Annotated in this window: 19 protein-coding genes; 2 read left to right on the top strand and 17 right to left on the bottom strand. The window is 66.1% G+C overall.

The features are described from left to right. Positions 1–15: 15 nt before the first annotated feature. Genes ACN0SE_RS14740 through ACN0SE_RS14720 form a run of 5 tightly spaced genes read right to left on the bottom strand, consistent with a single transcriptional unit; the run spans position 16 to position 5,710 of the window. Entirely contained in the window at positions 16–1,509 is a 1,494-nt protein-coding gene (locus ACN0SE_RS14740) for an FAD-dependent oxidoreductase (RefSeq protein ID WP_417525293.1), read from the bottom strand. After that, positions 1,509–2,621, bottom strand: a complete 1,113-nt coding sequence (locus tag ACN0SE_RS14735; protein ID WP_417525292.1) for an ABC transporter ATP-binding protein — start codon at positions 2,619–2,621, stop codon at positions 1,509–1,511. The genes ACN0SE_RS14740 and ACN0SE_RS14735 overlap by 1 nt, the downstream gene beginning before the upstream one ends. Positions 2,622–2,625: 4 nt before the next feature. Then, positions 2,626–3,507, bottom strand: coding sequence for a carbohydrate ABC transporter permease (locus tag ACN0SE_RS14730; protein WP_417525291.1), 882 nt, complete (start codon positions 3,505–3,507; stop codon positions 2,626–2,628). After that, the gene (locus ACN0SE_RS14725) at positions 3,507–4,406 is read right to left on the bottom strand and encodes a carbohydrate ABC transporter permease (RefSeq protein ID WP_417525290.1); all 900 of its coding nucleotides are present in this window, start codon (positions 4,404–4,406) and stop codon (positions 3,507–3,509) included. The genes ACN0SE_RS14730 and ACN0SE_RS14725 overlap by 1 nt, the downstream gene beginning before the upstream one ends. Before the next feature lie 59 nt (positions 4,407–4,465). Further along, the gene (locus ACN0SE_RS14720; protein ID WP_417525289.1) at positions 4,466–5,710 is read right to left on the bottom strand and encodes an ABC transporter substrate-binding protein; all 1,245 of its coding nucleotides are present in this window, start codon (positions 5,708–5,710) and stop codon (positions 4,466–4,468) included. A gap of 266 nt (positions 5,711–5,976) precedes the next feature. On the opposite strand from ACN0SE_RS14720, the gene ACN0SE_RS14715 reads away from it, so the two are divergent. Beyond that, a complete protein-coding gene (locus ACN0SE_RS14715; RefSeq protein WP_417525288.1) occupies positions 5,977–7,008 on the top strand; it encodes a LacI family transcriptional regulator in 1,032 nt (343 codons plus the stop codon). 110 nt (positions 7,009–7,118) lie between these two features. Here ACN0SE_RS14715 and ACN0SE_RS14710 read toward each other — a convergent pair whose 3' ends face one another. From ACN0SE_RS14710 to trmD, 10 genes are all read right to left on the bottom strand, one after another. After that, positions 7,119–8,645 (bottom strand): aldehyde dehydrogenase family protein, encoded by a 1,527-nt coding sequence (locus ACN0SE_RS14710; RefSeq protein ID WP_417525287.1) that lies wholly within the window; start codon positions 8,643–8,645, stop codon positions 7,119–7,121. A 3-nt stretch (positions 8,646–8,648) separates the two neighbouring features. Then, entirely contained in the window at positions 8,649–9,416 is a 768-nt protein-coding gene (locus tag ACN0SE_RS14705; RefSeq protein ID WP_417525286.1) for an enoyl-CoA hydratase/isomerase family protein, read from the bottom strand. Next, on the bottom strand, positions 9,413–10,984 hold the full coding sequence (locus ACN0SE_RS14700) for an acyl CoA:acetate/3-ketoacid CoA transferase (protein WP_417525285.1): 1,572 nt from the start codon (positions 10,982–10,984) through the stop codon (positions 9,413–9,415). Before ACN0SE_RS14700 ends, ACN0SE_RS14705 begins: the two co-directional genes overlap by 4 nt. Beyond that, the gene (locus ACN0SE_RS14695; protein WP_417525284.1) at positions 10,981–11,985 is read right to left on the bottom strand and encodes a Gfo/Idh/MocA family protein; all 1,005 of its coding nucleotides are present in this window, start codon (positions 11,983–11,985) and stop codon (positions 10,981–10,983) included. Before ACN0SE_RS14695 ends, ACN0SE_RS14700 begins: the two co-directional genes overlap by 4 nt. Before the next feature lie 388 nt (positions 11,986–12,373). Further along, on the bottom strand, positions 12,374–13,159 hold the full coding sequence (locus ACN0SE_RS14690; RefSeq protein ID WP_417525283.1) for a division plane positioning ATPase MipZ: 786 nt from the start codon (positions 13,157–13,159) through the stop codon (positions 12,374–12,376). Between the two features lie 280 nt (positions 13,160–13,439). Further along, on the bottom strand, positions 13,440–14,645 hold the full coding sequence (locus tag ACN0SE_RS14685; protein WP_417525282.1) for a multidrug effflux MFS transporter: 1,206 nt from the start codon (positions 14,643–14,645) through the stop codon (positions 13,440–13,442). A 100-nt stretch (positions 14,646–14,745) separates the two neighbouring features. After that, on the bottom strand, positions 14,746–14,967 hold the full coding sequence (gene rpmE, locus ACN0SE_RS14680) for a 50S ribosomal protein L31 (RefSeq protein ID WP_048530142.1): 222 nt from the start codon (positions 14,965–14,967) through the stop codon (positions 14,746–14,748). A gap of 11 nt (positions 14,968–14,978) precedes the next feature. Further along, positions 14,979–15,365, bottom strand: coding sequence for a 50S ribosomal protein L19 (gene rplS, locus ACN0SE_RS14675; RefSeq protein ID WP_417525281.1), 387 nt, complete (start codon positions 15,363–15,365; stop codon positions 14,979–14,981). 268 nt (positions 15,366–15,633) lie between these two features. Continuing rightward, complete coding sequence (locus ACN0SE_RS14670; protein WP_417525280.1) at positions 15,634–15,945, bottom strand: EthD family reductase; 312 nt, start codon at positions 15,943–15,945, stop codon at positions 15,634–15,636. An 89-nt stretch (positions 15,946–16,034) separates the two neighbouring features. Then, positions 16,035–16,835 (bottom strand): tRNA (guanosine(37)-N1)-methyltransferase TrmD, encoded by an 801-nt coding sequence (trmD, locus tag ACN0SE_RS14665; RefSeq protein ID WP_417525279.1) that lies wholly within the window; start codon positions 16,833–16,835, stop codon positions 16,035–16,037. Positions 16,836–16,916: 81 nt separating this feature from the next. Here trmD and ACN0SE_RS14660 point away from each other — a divergent pair, with 81 nt between their 5' ends. Then, positions 16,917–17,807: a phosphotransferase gene (locus ACN0SE_RS14660; protein WP_417525278.1), complete on the top strand. Its 891-nt coding sequence runs from the start codon at positions 16,917–16,919 to the stop codon at positions 17,805–17,807. On the opposite strand, the gene rimM is transcribed toward ACN0SE_RS14660, so the two are convergent. Together rimM and rpsP are read right to left on the bottom strand one after the other, a co-directional pair. Next, the gene (gene rimM / locus ACN0SE_RS14655; protein ID WP_417525277.1) at positions 17,804–18,319 is read right to left on the bottom strand and encodes a ribosome maturation factor RimM; all 516 of its coding nucleotides are present in this window, start codon (positions 18,317–18,319) and stop codon (positions 17,804–17,806) included. The genes ACN0SE_RS14660 and rimM overlap by 4 nt on opposite strands. 82 nt (positions 18,320–18,401) lie before the next feature. Then, complete coding sequence (gene rpsP / locus ACN0SE_RS14650; RefSeq protein ID WP_417525276.1) at positions 18,402–18,767, bottom strand: 30S ribosomal protein S16; 366 nt, start codon at positions 18,765–18,767, stop codon at positions 18,402–18,404. Positions 18,768–18,812: the final 45 nt, after the last annotated feature.

Here is an 18,812-nt window from a genome sequence, read left to right as displayed (position 1 = left end):
CCTGGGAATGGGGGGTCAGGCCGTGAGGTCGCGCTGGCGGATGTGCTGGCCGGCGCGCAGCGCCAGCGCCGCGATGGTCAGCGCCGGGTTGACCGCCGCCGAGGTCGGCAGGATCGCGGCATCGGTGATGAAGAGATTTGGGTGGTCGTGGCTGCGGCCGAAACTGTCGGTGACGCTGGTCGTAGGGTCGTCGCCCATGCGCGCGGTGCCGCATTGATGCGAGGGCGTGCGCCGGTCGAAGGCGCGCGACAGCACCAGCGGAAAGCCCGCCTTGCGCAACAGCTGCTTGAGCCTTGTGACCAGCGCCGCATGCGCCGCCTCGTTCGAGCGTTTCCAGTCGAGCACGATCTGGCCATTCTTCAGCGTCACGCGGCTCTCGGGATTGGGCAGGTCTTCTGACATGGCATAGAGATCGACCGAGCGCGCGGCGATCCAGTTGGCCAGCGGCCGTGGCAGACCGGACGACCCGGCGAGGATCGGGCCGGAGATCTTGCCAAGGAGCTGCACATTGCCCAGCGGTTCGCCATCGGGCCCGCCGGTGAGGTAGAAATCGTTCAGCATCAGGGTCTTCTGATAGACCGAGGTGTTGCGGCGCAGCGGGTGCAGCGCCAGCACGGCCGAACAATTGTGGTTCATGAAGTTGCGCCCCACCTGGTCGGAGCGGTTGGCCAGCCCCTTGGGGTTGGTCTCGTCGGCCGAGGCCAGCAGCAGCGCCGCGCTTTGCACTGCGCCGGCGGCCAGCGCGACGATGCGGGCCTCGATCACCTCGCCGCTGTCCAGCTCGACGCCGCGCAGGTGGGTGTCCTTGCCGCGCAGCAACCGGCGCACCCGGGCACCGGTGCGCAGCGTGACATTGTCATGCGCCAGCGCCTTGGCCAGCGCCGCGCTTTCCGCATCGCGCTTGCCGCCGTTGGTGTCCGGAAAGGCATCCCAAGGCGTTTTCGCGCGCGACAGCCAGCGCTCGAGATCGACGCCCAGCGGCACCGGCGAGGGATGCAGCCCCTGCGCCGTGAGCCTCTCGCCGAGGTCGGCGATCACCGGCTCATGCGGGACCGGGCCGTAGGGATAGTCGGCCGAGCGCGGCGGTTCGGTCGGATCAAGGCCGGCCGCGCCGCGCACGTCGTACATCTGCTCGGCCTCGCCATAAAAGGGCTCGAGCGCGTCATAGGAGATCGGCCAGCCCGGCGTGGTGCCGCCGATGTGGCGCAGGGGGCGGAAATCCTCGGCACGGTAGCGGATCAGCGCGCCGCCGTAGAATTTCGAATTGCCGCCGACGTTGTAGTAATTTCCGGGTTGAAAGGCGCGGCCCTCGCCGTCGAGCCACTGCTCGTCGGGGCGATAATGCCCGCGCAGAAAGATCGCTTCGGCATCACGGTCCTCGGCCGAGGGCCGCAGCCGCTCGCCGCGTTCCAGCACGAGGATGCGGCGGCCGCTGGGAGCGAGGGCGGCGGCGAGGGTTGCCCCGCCGATGCCCGACCCCACGATCACGATATCCGCCGCATCGCTCATCACGACACGCGCTGCTCGGTTTCCGGATCGAAGGCCACGGCCTTGTCCATGTTGATGGCAAAGGGGAAGCTGTGGCCCGCGTGCACATCCACATCCGCCCGGAAGCGCCCGGTGACCTCCTTGCCGCCCAACTGGGTGACGACGAAGGTGTCGGAGCCCGCCGGTTCGGTCACCTCGACATGGGCGTCGATCACCTGCACCGCGCGGCTGTTACGGTCGGCGCCGTCGCGGTCGGTGATCGCCTCGGGGCGCAGGCCCAGCACGATCTCGCGGCCGTCGTGACGCTCAAAGCCGCGACCCTCGGCAAAGGGCAGGGTGGCCTCTTCGCCGCTGGCCAGCCGCGCCTTGGCGACCGCGCGACCGTTCTCCACCGCGATCCGCGCCGGGAACAGGTTCATCGAGGGCGAGCCCATGAAACCGGCAACGAACATGTTGGCCGGGTTGTCATAGATCTCCTTGGGCGTGCCCAGCTGCTGCACATGGCCGCCGAACATCACCGCGATCCGGGTCGAGAGCGTCAGCGCCTCGATCTGGTCGTGGGTGACATAGACGATGGTGGTCTTCAGCTTCTGGTGCAGCTTCTTGATCTCGGTGCGCATGTCGACGCGCAGCTTGGCATCGAGGTTGCTGAGCGGCTCGTCGAAGAGGAACACGTCAGGATCACGCACCAGCGCGCGGCCCATGGCCACCCGCTGGCGCTGACCGCCGGACAATTGCCCGGGCTTGCGATCCAGCAGATGCTTGATCTGCAACAGGTCGGCCACCTCGTTCATCGCCTTGTCACGCTCGGGCTTGGGCACGCCGTGCATTTCCAGACCGAAGACGATGTTCTGACCGACGTTCATGTTGGGGTAGAGCGCGTAGGACTGGAACACCATGGCGATATTGCGCTCGGCCGGCCGCACGCCGTTCATCGAGCGGCCCTTGATCGCGATGTCGCCGGTGGTGATCTCTTCCAGCCCGGCAATCATGTTGAGCAGGGTCGACTTGCCGCAGCCCGAGGGGCCGACGAGCACAAGAAACTCGCCTTCCTCGATCGAGATGTTGGTCTCGTGCAGCACCTTGACCGAGCCATAGGATTTGGTGGCGTTGTTGATGTCGAGAAATCCCATGGGATTATCCTTTCACGGAACCGGCCATCAGGCCGCGGACGAAGTAGCGCCCGGCGACGACGTAGACGAGCAGGGTGGGGAGGGCGGCCATGATGGCGCCGGCGAAGTGGACGTTGTATTCCTTCACGCCCGTCGAGGACTGGACGAGGTTGTTGAGTGCCACCGTCATCGGCTGGCTGTCGAAGTCAGAGAAGGAGGCGCCGAACAGGAAGTCGTTCCAGATGTTGGTGAACTGCCAGATCACGCAGACCACGGCGATCGGCCCCGACGAGGGCAGCATGATGCGGCGGAAGATGGTGAAGAAGCCGGCCCCGTCGATCATCGCCGCGCGCACCAGTTCGGTCGGGAACTGCTGGTAGTAGTTGCGGAAATAAAGCGTCGAGAAGCCGATGCCGTAAACGAGGTGAACAAAGACCAGCCCCGGAACGGTGCCGGCGAGACCGACAAGCCCCAGCATCCGAGCCATCGGGATCAGCACCATCTGGAAGGGGATGAAGCAGCCAAAGAGCAGCAGGCCGAAGATGATCGTGTCACCGCGAAAGCGCCACTTGGTCAGCACATAGCCGTTGAGCGCGCCCAGCACGGTCGAGATCGCCACCGCCGGCACCACCATGACGATGGAGTTCCAGAAGAACGGCTTGAGACCGGTGGCCTCGACGCCGATCTGCGCCGTCGACCAGGCACTTTTCCACGGCGCGACGGTCCATTGGTCGGGCAGGGACATCATGCCCCCGGCCTGAATCTCGCTCAGCGGTTTCAGCGAGTTCACCACCATCACGTAGAGCGGCAGCAGGTAGTAGAGACAGAAGATCGCGAGCAGGGTGTAGATCACGAAGCGCGAGCCGGCCCCGGTGCGCACCACGGTTGCGGTTGCATTGCTGGACATCACGACTTCTCCCTGAGTTCGGAGTAGATGTAGGGCACCATGATCGCCGCAATCGCCATCAGCATGATCGTGGCCGAGGCCGCGCCGATGCCCATCTGGTTGCGGGTGAAGGTGTAGGAATACATGAAGGTCGCCGGCAGTTCGGTGGCCGTGCCGGGCCCGCCGCCGGTGAGCGCGATGACGAGGTCGTAGGACTTGATCGCCATGTGCGCCAGCACCACGAAGGCCGACATGAAGGCCGGGCGCAGCTGCGGGATGACGATCCGGCGATAAAGCGCAAAGTTCGAGGCACCGTCGATCTGGGCCGCCTTGAGCACCTCGTTGTCGATGCCGCGGAGACCGGCGAGGAACATCGCCATGACGAATCCGCTGGTCTGCCAGACCGCGGCGATGACGATGGTATAGATCGCCATGTCGCCGTCCTTGATCCAGTCGAAGGTAAAGCTCTCCCAGCCCCAGCTTCTGACCACGGCCTGCAAGCCGATGCCCGGATCGAGGAACCATTTCCAGGCGGTGCCGGTGACGATGAAGCTCAGCGCCATCGGGTAGAGGTAGATGGTGCGGATGAAGCCCTCGGCGCGGATCTTCTGATCGAGCAGGATCGCCAGGGCCAGGCCCAGCGCGCAGCAGATCACGATGTAGAGCGAGCCGAAGATCAGCAGGTTCGTGACCGCAGTGTCCCAGGCGCGGATGCGGAACAGCTTGGAGTAGTTCTCCCAGCCCACCAGCTCGTAGGAGGGCAGGATGCGGCTGTCGGTGAAGGACAGGTAGAAGGTGAAGATGATGAAGCCGTAGACGAAGATCAGCACCATCGCGAGGCTCGGGCTGAGGACGATCTTTGGCAGGGCTTCGCGCAGCCAGTCAGAACCGCCTCGGCGGGTATTGGCAACCTGTGTCATGGGAGTCTCCGGAAGCAGGGTGGGAAGGCGCGGGATCGCGCCTTCCCGTTAGGGGCCGGTTACTGCGAGATTTCGACCGCGGTAACGAGCTCTTCGACAGCGGTGGCGCTGTCGTACTCGCCGTTGAAATGCGCGGTGATCACGTCATACATCGCGTTCTTGACCGACGCCGGGTTGGCGTGGCCGTGGCCCATGGAGCCGTACAGGTTGCCGCTGGAGGCGGCCGCCTTGAAGTCTTCGTAAGCGCGTTGGCCACAGGCATCCAGCTCGCTGGCGTCAAGGTCGGTACGGGCGGGAACCGAGCCCTTGACCTTGTTGAAGGCGATCTGGAATTCCGGCGACATGATCGCGTTGGCCAGAGCCGCCTGTTCGTCAGAGACGCCATCGCCCTGGCTGAACATCGCGAACTGGTCGGAGTTGAAGGTCACCTGATCCTGGCTGCCGGGGAAGCGGAAGCAGAGGAAATCCTCGCCCGGGACCTTGCCGGCATTGAGGAATTCGCCCTTGGCCCAGTCACCCATCAGCTGGAACGCGGCTTCCTTGTTGATCACCATGGCGGTGGCCAGGTTCCAGTCGCGGCCCGAGAAGTTGTCATCGACGAAGCTGCGCAGCGTGCCCATGCGGTCGAAGACCTCTTTCATCTGGTCCGAGCCCAGCGCCTCGGGATCGAGGTCGATCATCGAGGCCTGATAGAACTCGGGCCCGCCGACCGACAGCACCACGGCGTCAAAGAAGGTGGCTTCCTGCCAGGCCTGACCGCCATGGGCCAGTGCGGTGTAACCGGCTTCCTTCGCGGCTTCGAGCGCGGCGATGAAATCTTCCCAGGACTGCGGCTCTTCGAGGCCCAGTTCGTCCATGATCGCCTTGTTGGCCCAGACCCAGTTGGTCGAGTGCACGTTCACCGGGGCAGCGACCCACTTGCCGTCATAGGTGGCGAACTTCTGCAGCGCCTCAGGCACCACGTCGCCCCAGTTGCCGGCTTCGGCGATCTCGTTGAGGTTGGCCAGAGCGCCTTCCTTGGCCCAGTCGGTGATGTCAAAGCCCAGCATCTGCACGGCGGTGGGCGCATTGCCCGAAGTGACGCGCGCCCGCAGCACGGTCATCGCCTGGGTGCCGCCGCCACCGGCGACCGGCATGTCCTGCCAGCCGATATCCTGGCCGGCGAGATCGTCCTTGAGCACGTTCAGAGCCGCGGCTTCACCACCGGACGTCCACCAGTGCAGCACCTCCACGTCGGCGGCAACCGCCGGCGAGGCCAGGCCCACGGCCATGGCCGTCATCTTCAGTGTTTTCATCATTGTCATTGCAGTTCTCCCTATTGAAGCGCCCCTCCCGGGCAGCAACATTAAAACGTTATAAATCGCTTTTACGTCAAGCGTTATCTTGGTCAGGCGCCTCCAGAAATGTTTCGTAATACCGATCAACCCACTGTCGATTAACGGAAATCAGTGAAATTCGCGCCTGCACAAACTTTCAGCGCGAAAGATTTCTGTTGAAACGATTTAAATTCCAAGCTTACTCTACCTTCGATGTCGCCACCGTCCCGCGACGGTTTTGTGAAGTGGATCACATGAGCACCGGACCCCGATTCGACCGTCCCAAGCCGACGCTGCGCACCGTCGCCGAGCTGACGGGCTATGCGGTGGCCACGGTGTCGCGGGCGCTGGCCGATGATCCCAAGATCGCCAAGAGCACCCGGGAAAAGATCGCCGAGGCGGCGCGGCAGGTGGGCTATGTGCCGGACCGCGCGGCGCGGCGTCTGCGGACCGGGCGCACGCAAGTGGTGACCCTGCTGCTCAACACCGACCACGAGTTCCTGGGCTTCACCCACGAATTCCTCTCGGGCATCACCGAGGGGCTGCGCGGCACCGGCTATTCGGTCACCGTGGTGCCCGACAGCCTTGGTCCCGACCGGCTCAGCCCGGTGCGGACCATCCTGCGCAACCGCCTTGCCGACGGGCTGCTGTTCACCCGCACCGAGAATTTCGATCCGCGGGTGCGGATGCTGATGGAAGAGGGCTTTCCCTTCGTCTGCCATGGCCGGACCGAGTTCTCCGAGCCGCATGCCTGGGTGGATTTCGACAACGAGGCCTTTGCCCGCGCCGCCGTGCAACGGCTGATCGACCTCGGCCGCAGGCGCATCAGCCTGATCCCGCCCGCCGACAGCTTCACCTTCGGCCAGCACATCCGCTACGGCTTTGTCTCGGCCGCCCGCGCCGCCGGGATCGACTACGAGGTGGCCGAAACGGTCACCATCGACAGCCCGCGCACCGAGATCGCCAAGGCGATGCGCAGCCGGATGGCGCAGCCGAACCCGCCCGACGGTTACGTCTGCGTCGGTGAGGCGATTGCCCTGACGACGCTGGGCGTTCTGGCCGATGCCGGCGTGGTGCCGGGGCAGGGGGTCGACGTGGTGGCAAAGCGCGCCTCGCCGATCTTCGACAACATCCGCCCGCGGATCGAAACCGTCTTCGAGGACCTGCGCGCCACCGGCAAGACCATGGCCGAGATGCTGTTGCGCAGCATGGAAGGCGCGCCCGCCAGCGAGCTGCAATACCTCTATCCGCCGGGCCCCACCTCGTGGCAGGCGCCCGAGGCCTGAGGGCCCGCATGTGCCGGCACGACCCGGGCCACCTGTCAGAAGGAAAGCGTCACAACGCATCAAGGTCTCCATGAAATACGGCGCATAACCCCGCGCCACGTCAGTGAAATTCAGTCTGTCTTCACCCAAGGCGCGCGGCTGCGCCCGAGACGCATGACCAGTGTTTTCACCTCGAGGAACTCCTCGAAACCGTAGCGCCCGATCTCGCGTCCCTGGCCGGATTCCTTCATCCCGCCAAAGGCAAGCTCGGGAAATCCGTCCATCCAGGTGTTGGTCCAGACCGTGCCGGCCTGTGCCTTGCGGCAGAAGCTCAGGCAGGTGTGGACATCCTCGCTCCAGACGCCCGCAGACAGACCGTAGGCCGAGTCATTCACCAGAGCAACTGCCTCGTCGAAGTCGCGGAAGGTGAGCACGCTGAGCACCGGGCCGAAGACCTCGGCCTGCGCGATCTCCATGTCGGGGGTCACCCCGCGCACCACGGTCGGCTGGTAGAACTGCTGGCCCAGCCCCGGCACCTCCATCACTCCGCCACCAAGGCAGACCTCGGCGCCTTGCGCTTTGGCGGCCTGAACATAGCCGTCGATCTTCTGCTGGTGCTCGGCGGTGACGATGGCGCCGACCTGGGTGTCGGGGTGCATCGGGTTGCCGAAGACCACCTTGCGCGACAGCGCCACCACCCGCTCGACAAAGGCATCGGCGATGTCCTCGTGCACGATGATCCGCGAGGAGGAATTGCAGCACTGGCCGACATTGAAATAGACGCCGAAGGTCACCGCATCGGCGGCGCTCTCCAGATCGGCATCGGGAAAGATCACCTGCGGGTTCTTGCCGCCCAGCTCCAGCGCCACCTTCTTGAGGGTCTGGCCGGCGGATTTAGTGATCAGCTTGCCCACGCCGGTCGAGCCGGTGAAGCTCACCATGTCGACATCCTTGTGGGTGGACATCAGGCTGCCCACCGGGTCGCCATGTCCCAGCACGATGTTGCAGACCCCGGCGGGCAAGCCGGCCTCAGCCAGCAACTCGCCGAGCATGGCGGTGGTCGAGGGGGTCATCTCCGAAGGCTTCACCACGCAGGTGCAACCGGCGGCCAGAGCAAAGGGCAGCTTCTGGCTGAGGATCCAGAAGGGGAAGTTCCAGGGCGTGATGATCGAGACCACGCCGATCGGTTCCTTCAGCACCACGCCGAGGATATCCTCGCCCAGCGTATTGTGGCTGTCGCCATGACTGGTGCGGGCGAGGCTGGCGGCATAGCGCCAGAGGTCCGCCGCGCCGCCGCATTCGCCGCTCGCCTGGCTGATCGGCTTGCCGCTTTCCAGCGTCTCGATCACCGCGAGGCGCTCTTCATTGGCTTCGATCAACTCGGCCACACGGGTCAGCACCGCCGCGCGCTCCTTGGCCGGCAGGTCGCTCCAGCGGCCATCGTCAAAGGCGCGGCGGGCGGCGGCAATCGCCGCCTCGGTCTCGGTGGCAGAGCCAAGCGCCGCCTGACTGACCACGATGCCATGTGAGGGCGAGACCCGGTCAGAGGTGCGGCCATCAGCGCTGTCGCAATACTGGCCGTCGATGAAATGCCGCGCGGCAAAGGGCGCCTCGGGCATGGCGACGGTCTGGTCGGTCTGGATGGTAAGGTCGAGCATCGGTCAGGTCCCCGAGAAATCTGGTTTGCGTTTGTCACGAAAGGCGGCGACGCCTTCGGCCCGGTCGTCGCTGGCGGCAATGGCAGCGCTGCCCAGCGCCTCGACCATGGCGGCGCGGTCCTCGCCCTGGGCGGCATGGATCATCGTCTTGGCAATCTCGACCGCGCGGGGCGAGAGGGTGACGGCCCGCTCCAGGAGCGCCAGCGCCGCGGTGCGCGGATCGTCGGCGACAGCGGCGACAAAGCCGCAGGCCAGCGCCCGGTCGGCTTTGATCCGGTGACCAAAGAGCGCCATCTCCTTGACCATGGGCTCCGGCATCAGCCGCAGCAGACGCTGCGTACCGGACCAGCCGGGCACGATGCCGACACCGGCCTCCGGCAGCGCCAGCGCCGCCGTGGGGGCCATCACCCGCAAGTCACAGGCCGCCGCCAGCTCCAGCCCGCCGCCGAAGGCATGGCCATTCAGAACCGCCACGGTGGGTTTCGACAGCCGCGCCAACCGGTCGAAGATCCGGTGTCCGTCGCGCACCCAGTGGCGCGCGAATTCGGCCGGCGTCAGGTCGCCCCAGCCGTTTATGTCGGCCCCGGTGCAGAAGGCCCGGTCGCCCTCGGCGGTGAGCATCACCGCGGCAATCCCGCGGTCCCGCTCGATCCGGTCGAGGTGCGCGGCAAGCTGGTCCAGCATCTCGACGGTCAGCGCGTTCATCTTGGCCGGGTTGTCGAGCCTGAGCTCGGCCACGCGGCCCTCTTGCGACAGGTGAACGGCGCTCATTGGCCCCATCCCATCGGCGCATCCGCCAGCAGCGACAGCGGCAGGGTGATGGCATCCTCGGCCACGGTGACCCGCCCGCCAGAGGCGGCGACGATGTCACGCTCGGGGTCGATGCCGGGCATGATCTCGGTGGCCACGAGGCCCGCCTCGGTCAGCCGGATCACGCAGCGTTCGGTGACATAGAGGATTTCCTGCCCCAGCTCGCGGGCGCGTTTTCCGGAAAAGGTCACGTGTTCAACCGCTTCGACCATCTTGGTGAACTTGCCGGGGGCGGCAATGTGAATGCCCTGATCGGTCAGCTCGACCTTGGCGCCGGCCTCGAACCAGCCGGAAAAGACGATCTTCTTCGCCCCCGCCGTGATGTCGACGAACCCGCCGCAGCCGGCCGTCAGATAGGGCTTCTTGCCCAGCTTCGAGACATTGACGTTGCCGTCGCTGTCGACCTCGAGGAAGGACAGGAACGACACGTCGAAACCGCCGCCCTGGAAGTAGATGAACTGCTGCGGCGAGGGGACGAAGGCATCGGCGTTCGACGCGCAACCAAAGGCGAACCCGGTCAGGGGCATGCCACCCACGGCGCCCTGTTCGATGGTCCAGGTCACCGCTTCGGGCTGGCCTTCCTCGAGCAGGATGCGTGGCACCATGGCACTGATGCCGAAACCGAGGTTGGCCGACATGCCGGGCCGCAGCTCCATCGCTGCGCGCCGGGCGATGACCTTTTCGACGCCGTGCTCGGCCAGCTCAAAGCTGTCCCAAGGCCGCATCACCTGGCCCGAGATCGCCGGGTCATAGGGCGTCTCGCAGGTCTGCTTCTGCTCTGGGTCGATCACGATCAGGTCGACCAGATGCCCCGGCACCCGCACGTCATGCGGGCGCAGCGAGCCGCGCTTGGTGATGCGGCTGACCTGGGCAATCACCAGCCCGCCGTGGTTGCGCACGCAGATCGCCTGTTCCAGACCGCCCAGGTAGGCGCCCTCGTGTTCATAGGTCAGGTTGCCGTGTTCGTCGGCGGTGGTGGCGCGCAGGATGGCGACATCGGGCACGATGTTGGGGAAATGCAGCCAGGTGTCGCCGTCGAACTCCACCCGCCTGACAATCGGTGCCTCCGCGCCCCGGTCGTTCATCGCGCAGCCTTCGCGCTGCGGATCGACAAAGGTGTCGAGGCCGACCTTGGTCAGCACGCCGGGACGCTTCGCCGCCGCCTCTCGCGTCATGTCGAACAGGATGCCAGAGGGCACGTTGTAGGCCGCGACCCGGTCCTCGACGACCATCTTCCAGATCTCCGGCATCGGCTTCGACGAGGGGCCAGAGGGGTAGGAGCCACCGAGAATGCGCGCCAGCAGCCCGTCCTTGGCGATATGGTCGACGCCCTTGACGCCATACATGTCGCCGGCGGCAATCGGGTGGATTGTGGTCAGGTTGCGGGGATGGCCTTCGGCATCAAAGCGCGCGCCAATGGCCTCGAGCATCCGGTCGGGACAGCCCAGCGCGGAGGAGGAGGAGACGGTGACCACGGCGCCATCGGCGATACGCGCCGCGGCCTCGGCGAGAGAGACGATCTTGCTCATGCGCTCATTCCGTAATCCAGGGTCTGGCGTGTGCCGCTGCGCCCGGCCTCGCGCACTGCCATGGCGATCTGCAGCGATTTCAGCCCGTCGCGGCCAGAAGCGCTGGCCTCGGTGCCCTCGCGCACCGCGTCCTCGAAGCGGCCCACCGCGGTCTCGTAGAGGCTGGTGGTGTCGAAGGGCAGGGCGCTGCGTCCTTCGGCGGTGATCAACTCGACCTCGCCGCCCGGGTCCTGCGCCATGACGCCACGGGCGATCAGCGAGCCCTCGGTGCCATGCACCTCGAGGCCGGAGGTGGTGAAGGGGTGGGTGAAACTCTCGTGGCTGAAGACCATCGCGCCCGACGGCATGGTCCAGACCGACATGGCGCTGTCCTCGACCCCCTGGCCCATGCCCGAGGTCGCGGATTCGGCGATCACCGAGGTCGGGTCTTCGCCCAGCAGGAAGCGCACGGTATCGGCGTTGTGCACGGTGATGTCGGGGATCACCCCGCCGCCCGCCGCCGGATTGTCGAGCCGCCAGCCGCGCAGATGCTCTGGCAGATGCACCGCGTGGAACACCCGCAGCGACAGGATGCGGCCAAGCCGGCCCGCGGCAATGACCTCGCGCATCGCGCGGTGGCTGCCCGCGTGGCGCAGGTGGTGGTTGACGCCCAGCGTGACACCGGCGGCCCTGGCGGCCGCGATCATCGCCGCGGCCTCTTCGGTGGTCAGCGCCAGCGGCTTTTCGCAGAGCACATGCTTGCCGGCCGCGATCGCCGCCATCGCCTGAGGATGGTGCTTTTCATTGGTGGAGGAGATGTAGACCGCCTCGACCTCCGGGTCGGCCAGCGCCCGGCTCAGGTCGGTGGTTGTCTCGGGAATGTCATGGTCCTGCGCAAAGCGCCTCGCGTGATCTTCCGAGCCGCTGACAACCCAGCGGACCTCCCCGCCGGCCCGGGCGCGCAGGGCACCGATCATGTATTGGCTGGCGATGGTACTGGCGCCGACAAGTGCCCAAATCACGCTCTGTCCTCCTGCATTTTGGAACGTTCCATATCATTAGTGGAACGTTCCATGGCGAGTCAAGGCAGAATAGCAGCGTGGTGCTGAGAGGGCGGTGAAAATCATGTTTGGACGTCAGTCGGATCGCGTTCCATCTTGGCGGAAGCGTCCGAAAATCTTGGTGCTGAACCCCCGGGGCCGTCCTCGCTTGGCTGACGCAAGCGCAGGTCGGGCAGGGCATCGAAATGCTCCGGCGCTGGCGCCTTTCAGCACTGCATCTTGCATGTCAGGGAGGCACTGCGCGCCTGCCTGCCAGAGACAGAGCCTGCCGCCGCGCCTTCGACAGACCAGCGTATCAGGGCGGGAGCCGTAGTCCGGCGGCGGTCCAGCATCGAAGCCGCGCAAAACCTCAGAAGTTGACCGTCACCCCCGGCAGGTTCAGCGCCTTGATCAGCTCGCGCAGCTCCTGCCGCGCGGCGATGTTCGACATGTTGAGCTGTCGCACCCCGGCATCGCGCAGATCGAGCAGCGTCAGCCCGCGCGGAAACAACTCGCGAAATACCACCCGCTCGGAAAAGCCGGGCGCCACGCGAAAGCCGATGCGCTTCGACAGCTTCTGCACCGCCTGTTCCATCTTCATCTTGTTGACCATCTGTTGCGCGCCCACGCGGTTGCGCAGCACCACCCAGTCAATGGGTTTGCCACCACCCAGCGCGCGGGCCTGCCGCGCAGCCCAGACCATCTCGGAATAGACCGACGGGCCGGTGATCCGGTCGCCTTCGGTGTCGATATGGGCCAGCAGGTCGAAATCGACGAAACTGTCGTTCAAGGGCGTGACCAGCGTATCGGCCAGCGAATGCGCGATCTGGCTCAGCTTGGTGTGCGAGCCGGGGCAGTCGATCAGGACAAACTCGCAGACCGGCTCCAGTGCCGCCAGCGCGCCGTGGATCTTGGCCTCTTCCTCGCCCTCGGTCGCCGGCAGATCGTGATAAAGCGGCGTCGGCAGGCTCAGCCCGGCCTCGGCCATGTGGCTGGTGCGGTTGTGCATGTAGCGGCCAAAGGTCTTCTGGCGCAGGTCGAGATCGACCACGCCCACCGAATGGCCGATCCGCGCCAGCGCGGTTGCCACATGCATCGACACGGTGGATTTGCCCGCGCCGCCCTTTTCATTGCCGACAACGATCTTGTGCGCCATGGGGTTGCCTCTCTGCCCTGACACCTGCTGCTTGAGTTGGCCGCTTATTCCCACCAACCCGCGGCACGTACAAGGCCCGGCGGCGGGTTTTCCGCGCCGTCCTGATCTTCTTCTGTTTACAAATACCCTTGGGGGGAGGCCGCAGGCCCGGGGGGCAAAGCCCCCCTCTCATAAAAAAGACTGCGGGCAAAGCCCCCCTCTTAAAAACTGTGGGGCAAAGCCCCGGTAAAACCACGGGCAGAGCCCCCCAAACCCCTCGACACAAACAGGCGTGGCGAAATCAGGTGTCAGCGCCGCGCCGGGTCACCAGCATCGTCACCACCGCCAGCAGCGCGCAGATCAGGATGGCCAGGATCAGCCGCGCCGGGGTGCCGTCGAACACCAGCCCGGTGAGCCCGATCATGACGCCACCCACCACCATCTGCAGCGTGCCGCCAAAGGACGAGGCGAGCCCGGCAATCGGCCCGTGCGGGTCGAGCGCCAGCACCATCGAGGTCGGCACCACCAGCCCGAGGCAGGCATTGGCCAGCGCCAGACCGGCGATCAAGCCGACCAGTGGCACCGCGCCCAGCCAGGCCCAGAGCGCCAGCGCCGCGGCGCAGACGGCAAAGCCGCAGATCGCCCAGTTCACCACCCGCGCCGCGCCAAACCGTGCGCCCAGCGAGGCGGCGAATTGCGAGGCGGCGATGAAGCCCATGGCATTGACCGCAAAGGCCAGGCTGAACTGCTGCGGGCTGAGACCATAGGCGCCGGTAAAGACAAAGGGCGACATCGCCAGGTAGACGAAGAAGCTCGCCATGCCGAAGCCACCGACCAGCGTCAGCCCCATGAACACCGGGTCGCGCGACAGCGTGGCGATACCGCGCCGCATGGTGGCGAGGTTGACCGGTTGCCGCGCCTCCGGCGCCAGGGTCTCGGGCAGGGCGCGCAGGCTCAGCACCAGCGCCAGTGCGCCGGCCCCGGCCAGCACGCCGAAGATCAGCCGCCAGCTTCCCGCGCCCAGGATCAGGCTGCCGGCCAGCGGCGCCAGCATCGGCGAGACCGACATCACCAGCATGATCATCGCCATCATCCGGGTCGCGGCGTCACCGGTGTGGCGGTCGCGGATGATCGCACGGGGCACCACCATCAGCACCGCCGCGCCGATCGCCTGCACCACCCGCGCCGCGATCAGCACACCGATCGAAGGCGCCAGCGCACAGGCCAGCGTGCCCAGCAGGAAGACGCCCAGCCCGGCATAGATCGGCTTCTTGCGGCCGGCGGCATCCGACCAGGGGCCATAGAGCATCTGCGCCAGGCCGAAGGCGATGAAATATGCGGTCAGCGTCATCTGCGTCGCGGCCACCGTGGTGCCCAGATCGCGGGTGATGTCGGGCATCGCCGGCAGGAACATGTCGACGGCAAAGGGGCCCGGCACGACCAGCGCGCCGAGGATCAGGCCTTCGCGCCAGAACGACCGGGCAGGGGCAACGGAGAGGGAGGTCATGGGAAACTCGCTTTCACTGAATACGGCAGTCACAAAAGAAAATGGCTGCCCGCGGAAGGTCCGGGGGCAGCCACGACGAAACGTCGAATGCAGCGGGTGATCAGAACCCGAGGCCCTCGTATTTCTTCTTGAACTTCGAGACGCGGCCGCCCTGGTCCATCAGACGGGTGTTGCCACCAGTCCAGGCCGGGTGCGCGCTGGGATCGATGTCCAGCGTCATGGTGTCGCCTTCCTTGCCCCAGGTGGTGCGCATCTGGACGACGGTGCCATCGGTCATCTTGACGTCGATGACGTGGTAATCGGGATGTGTATCTTTCTTCATCTCGCCAATCCTTACGCTTCGGCGCCCGAAGACTTGGGCTTGTAGTTTGCATCCTCGGCGATCCGGGCGGATTTGCCACGGCGCGAGCGCAGGTAGTACAGCTTGGCGCGACGGACGCGGCCACGGCGCACGACGGTGATGCTGTCGATGTTGGTCGAATAGAGCGGGAACACACGTTCCACGCCTTCGCCGAACGAAATCTTGCGAACGGTGAACGAACCGGCAATGCCCACGCCGTTCTTGCGGCTGATGCAGACACCTTCGTAGTTCTGCACCCGGGTGCGGGTGCCTTCGGTCACCTTGTAGCCGACGCGAATGGTGTCGCCGGCCTTGAAATCGGGAATGTCCTTCCCGAGCGAGGCGATCTGTTCCGCCTCGAGTTCCGCGATCAGATTCATCTGATCCTCTCCTATATCTCGCTCACGGTTTTGCCCGTGAAGGTGGTCGGCCTCAGAGCTCTCGGTCTTCTCTCGGGTCCGCGTATAGCGCCCGCCAGAGATCAGGTCGGCTTTGCTGTCGGTGTCCCGGCGTCGTGCCCAGGTGGCGCTTGTCAGACCCGCCAGAAGCAGACGGGAATCGATCAAGAGCCAGCGCGGCGCGGGATGGGCGGGATAAATCAGAGAATGTCCCGCGTTTCAAGCGAAAATGCCGGTCCCGGACGGGGCCTCAGGAAATCACCTGACCGACCATCATCTGCGGTTCGGTATCGGTGAAATTGGCAATGTCCGCCACCACCGGCGGGGCCGCCGCCAGCGCGGCATCCAGCGCATCCAGGTTGGCGAAAGTCATCGTCGCCACCGCGTAATAGGGCGAGGGCGCCCCCGGTCCGCCACCGGCCAGACCGCCTGTCACCAGCACCTCGTCGATATGTGCGCCCATGTGTTCGCCCACCAGCGGCATATGGGTGTCGGTGTAGTAATCCATGTCGAACCTGGTGCCGTCGGTCGCCGGATAGATGACCTGCAATGTCAGTGCCATGGTGTCGTCTCCCTCTGCGTGTCCCTGACGCAGGGTAACACGAAACACCGCCGCGCCGGCGGGTTTTCAGACCGGGGCTATGGCAGAGGTCACTTCCGGCGTTGCTCCCACGCCTGCCAGAGATCGGGCCGCCGCGCGCGGGTGATCGCCTCCGACTGCGCCTGGCGCCACTTGGCGATCTCGCCATGATGGCCGGACAGCAGCACATCGGGGATCTTCAACCCCTGCCATTCCGCCGGTTTGGTATATTGAGGATGTTCCAGCAAGCCGTTGGAAAAGCTCTCTTCCTCGGCGCTGGCCTCGTTGCCCAGCACGCCGGGCAGCAGCCGCACCGTGGCGTCGATCATCGCCTGCGCCGCCAGCTCGCCACCGGTCATGACAAAATCGCCCAAGCTGACCTCGGTGATGCCGTAGTGCTCGATTACCCGCTGGTCGAGCCCCTCGAAGCGCCCGCAGATGAAAATCGCGCCGGGCGTGGTGGCCAGGCTCTTGGCCATGGCCTGGTCAAAGCGACGGCCGCGCGGGCTGAGGTAGATCAGCGGGCCCGGCCCCTTGCGCATCGCATGTTCGAGGGCGCGGCCCATGATGTCGGCGCGCAGCACCATGCCCGCCCCGCCGCCTGCCGGCGTGTCATCGACGTTGCGGTGCCGGCCCTCGCCGAAATCGCGCAGGTTCACCGTGTCGAGCTGCCACTTGCCGTCCTTGAGCGCGCGCCCGGTGAGCGAGCCGCCGAGAACGCCGGGAAACATTTCAGGGAACAGCGTGATCACGCTGGCGCGCCAGACGTCGTGCAGGTCCGGCGTGTCGGTCATCAGCGGCTGCGGTTGCAGCGTGGGGCGCACGGCCTTGCGGCCATGGGATTTGCTCGGAGGGGACTTTGGCTGTGTCATGGACGCTCCTTAGCCTGCGAATTTGGCGCTGCAAAGACCCCGCAGCTTGCGCGCGCCGGCAAATCCCGCATCAATGCCGGCATGATCCTTGCCGACCTGCCGCTTCCTGTCTGGGCCACCCTGTGCCCCGAGACCCCGCCCAAGGACATCGAGGTGCTGGGCCCCGATGTCTGGCGGGTGGGCGACGTGGTGCTCAAGCGCTTTCCCGAGGCCGATCTGGCGCGGTTTCGCCGCATCGTGCGGGCGCACCGCCAGGCCGGGCGGATCTTTCGCGGCTGCGAGGGCATGGCGGCGCAACGGCTGCGCGGCTTTGACGAGGCGTCGCGGGCGCTGCTGCTGGACTTCGTGCCCGGACGCTCGGGCCGCATGGCGCTGCTCGAGGATGTGGCCCCCGAAGACCTGCTGGCCCGCGCCGGCGCCTGGCTGAACCATCTGCACGGCGCGCGCGCGGTCAGCGAAGGCCGGTTCGATCCCTGGGGTGCGATCGAGCGCCTGCCGCAGACGCCGAACTGTGCCGAGCCCGCAGGCTACGAGGCGGCAATGGCCCGACTGCGGCACGAGGCGGACCGCCTGCAGGGGCGACAGGTGCGCCGGGCCTGCCTGCACGGCGATCTGACGCTCGCCAACCTGCTGTTCGGGCAGGGCGTGGTGACCGGCATCGATTTCGAGAACCTGGCGCAGCACCCGGCTGACCGCGACGTGGGCGAAATCTGGGCCGATCTGCTGCTGCATGTGCGTCGTCTGCCTAGCGATCTGCGTTTGATGCCAAGGGCCTGGGAGGCGGCCTTCGCGCGAAGCTACCCGGATGTCAGGCCGAAGGTTGCGCGCTTCTACACCCGTCACCGCATCCTCAAGGCCTGGGCGGCGATCCCGGCGGAGCCGCCCGACCGGGGGCCGGGGCGGGACCGGCAATTGATCAACATCCGCGCGCTGATGGCACGCGGCGCCTTTGCCGAGACCTCGCAGGCCTAGGATTTGTCGGGAAAGAGCCCCTCGGGCGGGTCCGCCACGATCCGGCCTGCGGCAAGATCGACAGTCGGCACGGCGGCCAGCGTGAAGGGCAGCAGCACCGTGGTCTTGAGCCCCGGCCCGTGAATTTCCAGCAGGTCGTCGGCGCCGTGGTTGTGCACCGCCTTGACCCGGCCCAGCGAGACGCCACCGGTGTCAAAGACCTCCACCCCGATCAGGTCGGCGTGGTAATATTCGTCGTCTGGCAGCGGCGGCAGACGGTCGCGCGGGGCAAAGAGCTGCACGCCGCGCAGGGCGTCGGCCTCTTCCTTGGTGGTCACGCCCGACAGGCGTGCGGCAAAGCCGCCCTTGACCGGCCGGCCGAGATCGAGATCGAAGCTCCGCGCCCCGTCTTCGGTGCTCAGCGGCACATAATCGACAATCGCGGTGGGATCGGCGGTAAAGCTCTTGAGCCGCACCTCGCCGCGCACCCCGAAGGCGCCCGCGATTGCTCCGACACAAACCAGATCGCTCATCAACTCTTGTCTCCGCTCAATCCCGAGAGGGTGCCCCGGAAGGGGCGTGGGCCCGGGCAGATCGCCCGGGCCCGCCAGCCGATCATTCCTCGGCTGTGGCTTCTGCCGCTTCGGCTGCCTTGGCGGCCTTCTCTTCGGCGCGTTCCTTGGCTTTCTTGCCCGGCTCGGCCTTCTTCATGTTGGCGCGTTCCTTCTTCTCGACAACGCCGGCGGCTTCGAGGAAGCGCGACACGCGGTCGGTGGTCTGGGCGCCCTGGCCCAGCCAGTACTGAACGCGCTCCATGTCCATCTTCACGCGGTCTTCGCTGTCTTTCGGCAGCAGCGGGTTATAGGTGCCCAGCTTTTCGATGTAACGGCCGTCGCGCGGCATGCGGCTGTCGGCGGCAACGATGCGGTAGAAGGGGCGTTTCTTGGAACCGCCACGGGCGAGACGAATTTTGATGGCCATTGGTGTTTCTCCTTTGAATGGCGAATGTGCAGGGGGGCAGGTGCC

Origin of the sequence: Marinovum sp., assembly GCF_048263515.1 — a bacterium.
Lineage (GTDB): Bacteria > Pseudomonadota > Alphaproteobacteria > Rhodobacterales > Rhodobacteraceae > Marinovum.
Note: the sequence above shows the minus strand (reverse complement) of the source record. Positions and strands in the feature narration are given on the sequence as shown.

Coding starts and splice junctions, on each gene's coding strand:
- ACN0SE_RS14710 (WP_417525287.1), bottom strand. CDS start 8,645: ATGCTCGACCTTACCATCCAGACCGACCAGACCGTCGCCATGCCCGAG.
- ACN0SE_RS14730 (WP_417525291.1), bottom strand. CDS start 3,507: ATGTCCAGCAATGCAACCGCAACCGTGGTGCGCACCGGGGCCGGCTCG.
- ACN0SE_RS14685 (WP_417525282.1), bottom strand. CDS start 14,645: ATGACCTCCCTCTCCGTTGCCCCTGCCCGGTCGTTCTGGCGCGAAGGC.
- rplS (WP_417525281.1), bottom strand. CDS start 15,365: ATGAATCTGATCGCGGAACTCGAGGCGGAACAGATCGCCTCGCTCGGG.
- ACN0SE_RS14670 (WP_417525280.1), bottom strand. CDS start 15,945: ATGGCACTGACATTGCAGGTCATCTATCCGGCGACCGACGGCACCAGG.
- ACN0SE_RS14705 (WP_417525286.1), bottom strand. CDS start 9,416: ATGAGCGCCGTTCACCTGTCGCAAGAGGGCCGCGTGGCCGAGCTCAGG.
- ACN0SE_RS14715 (WP_417525288.1), top strand. CDS start 5,977: ATGAGCACCGGACCCCGATTCGACCGTCCCAAGCCGACGCTGCGCACC.
- rpmE (WP_048530142.1), bottom strand. CDS start 14,967: ATGAAGAAAGATACACATCCCGATTACCACGTCATCGACGTCAAGATG.
- ACN0SE_RS14700 (WP_417525285.1), bottom strand. CDS start 10,984: ATGAGCAAGATCGTCTCTCTCGCCGAGGCCGCGGCGCGTATCGCCGAT.
- trmD (WP_417525279.1), bottom strand. CDS start 16,835: ATGACACAGCCAAAGTCCCCTCCGAGCAAATCCCATGGCCGCAAGGCC.
- ACN0SE_RS14735 (WP_417525292.1), bottom strand. CDS start 2,621: ATGGGATTTCTCGACATCAACAACGCCACCAAATCCTATGGCTCGGTC.
- ACN0SE_RS14725 (WP_417525290.1), bottom strand. CDS start 4,406: ATGACACAGGTTGCCAATACCCGCCGAGGCGGTTCTGACTGGCTGCGC.
- ACN0SE_RS14690 (WP_417525283.1), bottom strand. CDS start 13,159: ATGGCGCACAAGATCGTTGTCGGCAATGAAAAGGGCGGCGCGGGCAAA.
- ACN0SE_RS14720 (WP_417525289.1), bottom strand. CDS start 5,710: ATGACAATGATGAAAACACTGAAGATGACGGCCATGGCCGTGGGCCTG.
- rimM (WP_417525277.1), bottom strand. CDS start 18,319: ATGAGCGATCTGGTTTGTGTCGGAGCAATCGCGGGCGCCTTCGGGGTG.
- ACN0SE_RS14660 (WP_417525278.1), top strand. CDS start 16,917: ATGATCCTTGCCGACCTGCCGCTTCCTGTCTGGGCCACCCTGTGCCCC.
- ACN0SE_RS14740 (WP_417525293.1), bottom strand. CDS start 1,509: ATGAGCGATGCGGCGGATATCGTGATCGTGGGGTCGGGCATCGGCGGG.
- rpsP (WP_417525276.1), bottom strand. CDS start 18,767: ATGGCCATCAAAATTCGTCTCGCCCGTGGCGGTTCCAAGAAACGCCCC.